Origin of the sequence: Methylobacterium sp. CCH5-D2, from assembly GCF_001556475.1 — a bacterium.
GTDB lineage: Bacteria > Pseudomonadota > Alphaproteobacteria > Rhizobiales > Beijerinckiaceae > Methylobacterium > Methylobacterium hispanicum.
Genome location: NZ_LSIX01000416.1, coordinates 1 through 7495, shown reverse-complemented (window position 1 = coordinate 7495; position 7495 = coordinate 1). Strand labels below are relative to the sequence as shown.

7 protein-coding genes and 1 pseudogene are annotated in these 7495 nt (G+C 73.1%); 2 read left to right on the top strand and 6 right to left on the bottom strand.

Translation table 11 applies throughout. From position 1 onward, the window contains the following. Both AX737_RS10650 and AX737_RS10645 read right to left on the bottom strand, forming a co-directional pair. Positions 1–700 (bottom strand): annotated as a pseudogene (locus AX737_RS10650) (M23 family peptidase); the annotation flags it as partial. 106 nt (positions 701–806) lie between these two features. Then, positions 807–1274 carry a peroxiredoxin gene (locus tag AX737_RS10645; RefSeq protein ID WP_066921169.1) on the bottom strand — a complete coding sequence of 156 codons (468 nt, stop codon included), beginning with the start codon at positions 1272–1274 and terminating at the stop codon, positions 807–809. A 230-nt stretch (positions 1275–1504) separates the two neighbouring features. Here AX737_RS10645 and AX737_RS10640 point away from each other — a divergent pair, with 230 nt between their 5' ends. Continuing rightward, complete coding sequence (locus AX737_RS10640) at positions 1505–4852, top strand: DUF3971 domain-containing protein (RefSeq protein WP_238230097.1); 3348 nt, start codon at positions 1505–1507, stop codon at positions 4850–4852. Between the two features lie 132 nt (positions 4853–4984). After that, positions 4985–5371 (top strand): hypothetical protein, encoded by a 387-nt coding sequence (locus tag AX737_RS10635; RefSeq protein WP_066921167.1) that lies wholly within the window; start codon positions 4985–4987, stop codon positions 5369–5371. 70 nt (positions 5372–5441) lie between these two features. Here the strand turns inward: AX737_RS10635 and AX737_RS34285 are convergent, their stop codons facing one another. The 4 genes from AX737_RS34285 to AX737_RS35695 all read right to left on the bottom strand — a co-directional run. Further along, entirely contained in the window at positions 5442–5618 is a 177-nt protein-coding gene (locus tag AX737_RS34285) for a hypothetical protein (RefSeq protein WP_197430535.1), read from the bottom strand. A 90-nt stretch (positions 5619–5708) separates the two neighbouring features. Continuing rightward, positions 5709–6143 carry a heme-binding protein gene (locus AX737_RS10630; RefSeq protein ID WP_066921165.1) on the bottom strand — a complete coding sequence of 145 codons (435 nt, stop codon included), beginning with the start codon at positions 6141–6143 and terminating at the stop codon, positions 5709–5711. Between the two features lie 100 nt (positions 6144–6243). Further along, the gene (locus tag AX737_RS10625) at positions 6244–7218 is read right to left on the bottom strand and encodes a CoA ester lyase (RefSeq protein ID WP_066921163.1); all 975 of its coding nucleotides are present in this window, start codon (positions 7216–7218) and stop codon (positions 6244–6246) included. A 136-nt stretch (positions 7219–7354) separates the two neighbouring features. Then, a partial coding sequence (locus tag AX737_RS35695) for a phosphoenolpyruvate carboxylase (protein WP_156453645.1) occupies positions 7355–7495 on the bottom strand: 141 nt, incomplete at its 5' end.

Here is a 7495-nt window from a genome sequence, read left to right as displayed (position 1 = left end):
TCTCCGTGCTCCGGCGCAGGCGCTCGGCCTCGCCGAGAGCCGCTTGCGCCGCCTCCAGCATCCCCGGGAAGTCGCCCCCGGGCAGCGGCACGAGCGGGCCGCCGACGGCGGAGGCCGCGCCCGCGAACCGGGCAGGGTCGAGCCCGGCGCCGCGGATCACGCCGCGCAGGTGCCGCACGTCCCGCGCGGCGCCGTCGACCACCCGGCCGAGGGCGCGGGCCTGCGCCGCCTGCACGGCGTCGAGCCCGGATTCGAGCCCGGCGAGCCGGACGGCGGCCCGCTCGGCTCGCCGCCCGGCCCGGGGCTCGCCCTCGCCGCGCAGCTCGAAGGCGTCGGGGGCGGGCCGCTCCTCCCCGGCCGGCGGGGGGGCGAGGCCGGGAAGGCGCCCGAGCACCGACTGGCGCCGCTCCAGCTCGGCCTGGCGTTCCAGGGCGGCCGAGAGGCGGCGCTCCAGATCGGTGCGGGCGGCGAGCGTCTCGCGGTCCCGCTCGATCTCGGCGCCGAGCGCGGCGATGCGCGCCTCGTAGGCCGCCTGCATCCCGCCCTGGCCGCTCAACAGGCGGGCCAGAGCGTCGTCGCGGAAGACGAGGCCGTAGGTCGCCGCCCCGGCCCAGAGGATCGCCAGCCCGAGCCCGCAGGCGAGCAGCGCGGGGCCGCGCTGGGATCGGGTTCGTTCCGGCGATGTCTCGTGGTGGCGCATGGGCGGCGGGGTTCGCATCTCGCGGCCCCATCAGGCTCCGTTAGGGTTAAGGAAGCCCGAAAGGGCCGCCCCGCCCGGGCCCACCCGAGACGGCCCGGGGGACCGCTCAGGCGAGGTCGCGGGCCGCGCCCAGCACTTCCTCCGCATGGCCCGGCACCTTCACCTTCGGCCAGATCCGGGCGATCCGCCCCTCCCGGTCGAGGAGCAGGGTGGTGCGCTCGACACCCATGTACTTGCGCCCGTACATGCTCTTCTCGACCCAGACGCCGTAGGCCCGGAGCGTCTCCTTGCTCTCGTCGGAGGCGAGCGGGAACCGGAGCCCGTACTTGCCGCAGAACGTGTCGTGGCTCTTCACCGGGTCCGGCGAGAGGCCGACCACCCGCGCGTCGGCGGCCTCGAAATCGGCGAGCAGCGCGTTGAAGCCCTGCGCCTCCAGGGTGCAGCCGCTCGTGTCGTCCTTCGGGTAGAAGTAGAGCACGATCTTGTGACCGCGCATCGCGGCAAGCGCGATGCTCTGTCCGGACGAGCCCGGCAGGGTGAAATCCGGGGCCGGATCTCCGACGGTGAGGGACATCGTGCCTTCCTTTCGGCCGATTGATGGTGTGCCTGGGAAAGACCCCGAAACAGCGGGTTCGACAGCCGACCGGGTCGGGATCGACCGCGCTCTTAAAATGAGCCCGCGTTCCGATCCAGCGGTCACGCTTCGACGTTTGGTCTCGATACAAGGTCTCGATGGTTGACGCACCCGAGGGACTGACGCCGCCCCGGGCGGGCCGCCGCTGGGGCCTCGCCTGCGGCCTGACCATGCTCGGCCTGGTCGTGCTCGTCGGTCTGGCGGGCGGCCTCGTCTGGCTGCGGCTCGCCGCCGGCCCGATCAGCCTCGATGCCTTCTCGGGACGGGTCGCCGCGGCGGTGGCCGAGCGGATCGGGCCGGGCTGGCGCATCGACCTCAACGATTCCTCCCTCGAACTCGACGCCGAGCATTCGCTGGCGCTCCGCATCGCCGGGCTCGACATCCGCAACCCGCAGGGCGCGCTGGTGGTGCGCGCGCCGCTCGCGGTGGTGAGCCTCGACGGCTGGGGCCTGCTGCGGCTCGCCGTGCAGCCGCGCTCCATCGAGTTCCGGGACGTGCAGATGACGGCGCTCGTCCACCACGACGGCTCGATCGCCTTCGCGTCGCCCGACGCCGCGCAGGCGAGCACGCCCCAGACCCTGCCGAGCGTCGACACCGCCCGCGGCACGGTCTCGCCGCTCTCGGCCGGCATCGCCTCGATCTTCGGCGTGGTGCTGGATCCCGCAGGCGTCGTCGGCGCGCTCGACCGGGCCCGCGTCACCAACGCGCGCCTGACGCTCGTCGGTGAGGACGGGCAGGCCAAGGCGGTGTTCGAGCGCGTCAACGGCCTGTTCGGGCGCGACGCGACCCAGGACGCGCGCCTGTTCGAATTGCGCATCGACGGGCCGCACGGGCAGTGGCGCTTCGGCGGCACCCTGCGGGAGGCCGCGGACGGGCGCCGCACCGGCATCATCACCCTCGACGACCTGCCGGTCACCGACCTGCTGCTGCTCTCCGGCCAGTCGAAGCTGCCGGTGACGACCGACCTCAAGCTCTCGGCCCGGGCCGACGCCGCCCTCCTGAACGGGCGGATCGAGACGCTGCAGCTCGGCCTGCGCACCGGCGACGGCTCGCTGCTCATCGAGGAGAAGGACTTCAACCCCGTCACGGTCGAGAGCCTGACCGCGCAGGCGAGCTGGGACGAGGCCAAGCGCGCCATGACGCTCGGCAGCCTCGACTATCGGGGCGCGGGCAACACGGTCCGCCTGTCGGGCCTCTGGCAGGCGAGCCCGGCCGGCGCCGACACCGCCTGGACGGCGACGCTCTCCGGCCGCGACGGCACCCTGCGGGGCGCCGCGCCGAAAGACGCGCCGGTCGTGATCGGGGCGCTGGACGCCCGCCTCTCCGGCCGGGCCGGCGGCCTGAGCATCGACGCGCTGACCCTCTCGGGCCCCGGCGTGAAGGGCCAGCTCGGCGGCACGCTCGGCACCAGCGCCGACGACGACGGGCTGACGCTCCACATCGGGGCGACCGACAGCGAGGTGCGCACCGGCCTGCGGCTCTGGCCCGAGAACATCGCGCCGGGCGCGCGCAACTACCTCGTGGACGCGCTGCGCGGCGGGCGCATCGACAGGGTGGACATCCGGGTGGACATGTCGGGCTCGGAACTCGCCGCCGCGACCCGCGGCGAGCCGATGCCCGACAACGCGGTGCATATCGACTTCCAGGTCTCGGAGGCGGCCCTGGAGGTCTCCCCCGACGCGCCGCCCCTCACGCGCGGGCGCGTGGCCGGCACCATCACGGGCCGCACCACCCGGATCCGGGACGTCACCGCGGATCTGCGCATGGCGGACGGCCGCATGCTCGCCATCTCGGACGGCAGCTTCGTGATCCCGGAGATCACCCCCGACACGGTCGTGGCGCAGATCGGCCTGCGACTCGGCGGCGGCGCCGACGCGCTCGCCGCCCTCCTCCAGACCAGGATGTTCAAGAGCCTGTCGGGCGCCGACCTCGACCCGGCCACGGTCCGGGGCGCGGCCGACCTGCAGATCGCCTTCCCGCTGAACCTTAAGCACATCCCCGACCTGCCCGACCTGCCGGTCGCGATCTCCGGCACCCTCTCCGACCTCTCGGTCGACAAGGTGGTGGGCAAGGATCGGCTCGAGTCCGGCCGCTTCGCCGTCGCCTACGGCCGCGACGGCTTCAGCCTGAAGGGCGACGCGCGGGTGCTCGGCGCGCCGATCACGGTCGATCTGCGCCAGCCCCGCTCGGGCGGCGGCGAGGTGCAGGTGGGGCTCGCCCTCGACGAGGCGGTGCGGGCGAAGAAGGGCCTGCCCACCGCCCCGCAGCTCAGCGGCACGATCCCGGTGCGGGCGGTGGTCCCGCTCGGGCGGGCGGGCAAGGCGCCGGTCCGGGTCGAGGCCGACCTGACGCGTGCGGGCATCGACGGGCTGCTGCCGGGCTTCACCAAGGCCGCGGGCAAGGCCGGGCGCCTCGGCTTCAGCCTCTCCGAGACCCAGGGCGGGGCGGAGCTGCGCGACATCGTGCTCGATGCCGGCACGGCTTCCGCCCGCGGCAGCGCCAGCCTCGGCGACGGCGGCCTGGAGCGGGCGGAACTCTCCGGCGTGAAGCTCTCGCCCGGCGACGACATGCGGGTCGTGGTCGACCGGAACGGCTCGGGCTACCGCGTCGCCGTGCGAGGCGCGGTCGCCGACGCGCGGCCCTTCCTGAAGTCGCTGACCGGGCCCGAACAGCGGGGCGGCCGCGAGACCGCTCCGAAGGACATCGACGCCGACATCACCCTCGGCATCCTCACGGGCCACAACGAGGAGGCGCTGACCAACGCCAGCCTCAAGCTCTCGCTGCGGGGCAAGGACCTGCGCGCAGCGACCATCGCGGGCCGCTTCCGCTCCGCCCCCTTCGCGGCGAGCGTGACCAAGGGGGAGCGCGGCGTGCCGGTGCTCTCGGTCGAGACGGCGGATGCGGGCGCGACGCTGCGCTTCGTGGACATCTACCGCCGGATGTTCGGCGGCAAGCTCAGCGCCGGGATCAACCTGAACGACGGGCCGCAGGCGGGGGTGGTCCAGATCCGCAGCTTCACGCTGCGCAACGAGCCCGCGCTCTCGAGCATCATGGCCCGGGGCCCGGACATCCCGGAGACGGTCGACGCCCGCGGTCGGCGCCGGCCCGCGGTCCAGCAGGCGGCCGAGGTGACCTTCGACCGGATGCGGGCGAACTTCGTGCGCTCGGGCAGCCGGGTCGACTTCTCGGACGCGGCGATCTCGAACGCGGCGCTCGGCTTCACCCTCTCGGGCTTCCTCGACACGGGCCGCGAGCGCACGGACATCAACGGCACCTTCGTGCCGCTCTACGGGCTGAACAACGTGGTGGCGCAGGTGCCGCTGTTCGGGCCCCTGCTGGCGGGTGGGCACAACGAGGGCCTGTTCGCGGTCAACTTCCGGGTGCAGGGGCGGCTGGCCTCTCCGGAAGTCAGCGTGAACCCCCTCTCGGCCGTGGCGCCGGGCTTCCTGCGCAAGCTGTTCAGCGCGGGCGGCTCCTTCGCGGACGGCGACCCGGCGGCGGCCCCGAGCGACCGGTAGGCCGGGGCCGCCGGTCCCGGTGCCTGAACGGCGCCGAACGGGACCGCTCCCGCGCCGTTCAGGCGCCCCGTGCGACACCATCCTCACCGATGGCCCGGCGCCTCGCCGGCCACGCGGCATCAGAGGATGTCCATGTCGCGCCTCCCCTCGCCTCGCCTCCGCACCCTCGGGCTGCTTGCCCTGGTGCTGGCCGGCACCGCCGCCCAGGCGGCCGATTTCGACGGGCCCTACGGCCCGCGCCCGGATTTCGGGCCGGGAAGCGGCCCGGGCTTCGAGGAGGATTACGGGCGCCGGCCGCCGCCCCGCTTCCCGCGCTTCTCGGCCGGGCCGGATCTCGCACCACCCTGCCGGGTCTTCGTGAAGCGCCGCTTCGACGCCGACGGCGAGCCGGTGATCCGCCGGGTCCGGGTCTGCGACGAGCCCGACGATCTCGGTCCCCCGCGCCGCCCGCGCTTCGACCCGCCGCCGCGCGATTTCTCCGATGGGCCCGGGGGCCGCTGGGGCGGGCCGCGCTGGTAGGCCTCGAACGACGAAGCCCCCGCCCGGCGATCCGGACGGGGGCTTCGAGGCGTTTCGGGCCCGCGTCCCGTCAGGCCCGGGCCGGCGCCTTCTTCAGCGCCGCCGCGAAGGCCTTGAGCTGGCGGTTGAGGTCCGCCAGCTCGTTCAGCGCGATGGTCTTGTGGCCGTCCTTGACGGCCCGCTCGATGTCCTCGACCTGGGTCGCCACGAGGCGTCGCAGGGCTTCGGCGAATTGTTCACGGTTCATCGTCGCGCTCCCCGACCGGTGGCTGGCTGATGGGCCCGTCATAGGGCGGTAGCCTTAACCGGCGGTTGCGGGACGGTGCGCCGGCCGGGATCAGGTCCGCCAGGGGTGCGCCGGCAGCTCCGTCTTGCCGATCGCCTGCGCGCCGGCCTGGGCGACCGCGTCGTCGTTCTCCACCGTCGAGCCGCTGACCCCGATCGCGCCCGACATCACGCCGTCCGCGTCCACGATCGGGATGCCGCCCGGGAAGGTGATCAGCCCGTCGTTGGAGTGCTCGATGCCGTAGAGCGAGCCGCCGGGCTGCGAGAGCTGGCCGATCTGGCCGGTCTTCATGCCGAAGAACACGGAGGTCTTGGCCTTCTTCTGGGCGATGTCGATCGAGCCGACCCAGGCGTCGTCCATGCGGTAGAACGCCTTCAGGTTGCCGCCCGAATCCACCACCGCGATGCACATCTGCGTGCCGAGCTCGACCGCCTTGTCGCGGGCGGCGCGGATCGCGGTCTCGGCCTGTTCGATCGTCACGTGCATGGCTGGCTCTCCCGTGTCGGGCGCCGAACCGGCGCCTCCGTTGAAACGGTGGCGGCCGCCGGATCGCTCCGGCGGCCGCCCCCAAAGATCCGCCCGGGTCCTACTTGCCCGACATCGCGTCGGCCTTCTCGATCAGCGCCTCGGCCATGCGGATCGAGGCGATGTCGATGAGGCGGCCGTCGAGGGCCACCGCGCCGCGGCCGGCCTTCGCGGCCTCCTCCATGGCGACGAGGATGCGGCGGGCCTTCTCGACCTCCTTCTCGGAGGGCGTGAACACCTCGTTGGCGAGCTCGATCTGGCTCGGGTGGATCGCCCACTTGCCCTCGTAGCCGGCCGCGGCACAGCGGCGGGCGGCCGAGAGGTAGCCGTCCTTGTCCGAGAAGTCGCCGAACGGGCCGTCGATCGGGCGCAGGCCGTAGGCGCGGCAGGCCACCAGCATGCGCTGCTGGGCGAACAGCCACGGGTCCTGCCAGTGCGTCTCGCGGTTGCCCGCCTCGTCCTTGTCGGTGAGCACCGAGTAATCGGGATTGACGCCGCCGATCACGGTCGAGCGGGTGCGGCAGGAGGCGGCGTAGTCGGCGACCCCGAAGGACATCGCCTCGAGGCGCTTGGAGGAGGTCGCGATCGCCTCGACGTTGGCCATGCCGAGCGCGGTCTCGATCAGCACCTCGAAGCCGAGCTTCTTCTCGCGCTTCTTGGCCTGCTCGATCTGCGTGACGAGCACGTCGATCGCGTAGACGTCCTGGGGCACGCCGACCTTGGGGATCAGGATCATGTCCAGCCGCGGACAGGCTTCGACGATATCGACGACGTCGCGGTACATGTAGTGGGTGTCGAGACCGTTGATGCGGATCATCATGGTCTTGGTGCCCCAATCGATCTCGTTCAGGGCCTGGATGATGTTCTTGCGGGCCTGCTCCTTGTCGTCGGGGGCGACCGCGTCCTCGAGGTCGAGGAAGATCACGTCCGCGGCGGACGAGGCCGACTTCTCCATGAAGGTCGGGTTCGAGCCCGGCACGGCGAGCTCGGAGCGGTGCAGGCGCGCCTTGGCCTGCTGGATCAGGGTGAAGCTCATCGGTGTTTCTCTCTCCTGGTAACGGTTCTGGTTCCGCTCGCGGGCCGCGCGGGAGCCGGGGTGCCGTGCGCTCCGGTGACAACATGGATCGCCGGCCGGCGCGCGACAGGTCGCGGCGACCGTCCCGCGTCCCGGCTCACCCGGTCGCGCCGAAGCCGACGGCGATGCAGTTGATGGACAGGAGGAGCGCCGACTTCACGGCCTCGCGCCGCTCCTCGTCGGTCTCCTGGCGGAAGCGGGCCAGCAGCTCGACCTGCTCGCGGCTCACCTGGTTGAT

Excerpts from the sequence above, each read along its gene's own strand:
- AX737_RS10635 (WP_066921167.1), top strand. The coding sequence starts at position 4,985 with ATGTCGCGCCTCCCCTCGCCTCGCCTCCGCACCCTCGGGCTGCTTGCC.
- AX737_RS34285 (WP_197430535.1), bottom strand. The coding sequence starts at position 5,618 with ATGAACCGTGAACAATTCGCCGAAGCCCTGCGACGCCTCGTGGCGACC.
- AX737_RS10645 (WP_066921169.1), bottom strand. The coding sequence starts at position 1,274 with ATGTCCCTCACCGTCGGAGATCCGGCCCCGGATTTCACCCTGCCGGGC.
- AX737_RS10640 (WP_238230097.1), top strand. The coding sequence starts at position 1,505 with ATGCTCGGCCTGGTCGTGCTCGTCGGTCTGGCGGGCGGCCTCGTCTGG.
- AX737_RS10630 (WP_066921165.1), bottom strand. The coding sequence starts at position 6,143 with ATGCACGTGACGATCGAACAGGCCGAGACCGCGATCCGCGCCGCCCGC.
- AX737_RS10625 (WP_066921163.1), bottom strand. The coding sequence starts at position 7,218 with ATGAGCTTCACCCTGATCCAGCAGGCCAAGGCGCGCCTGCACCGCTCC.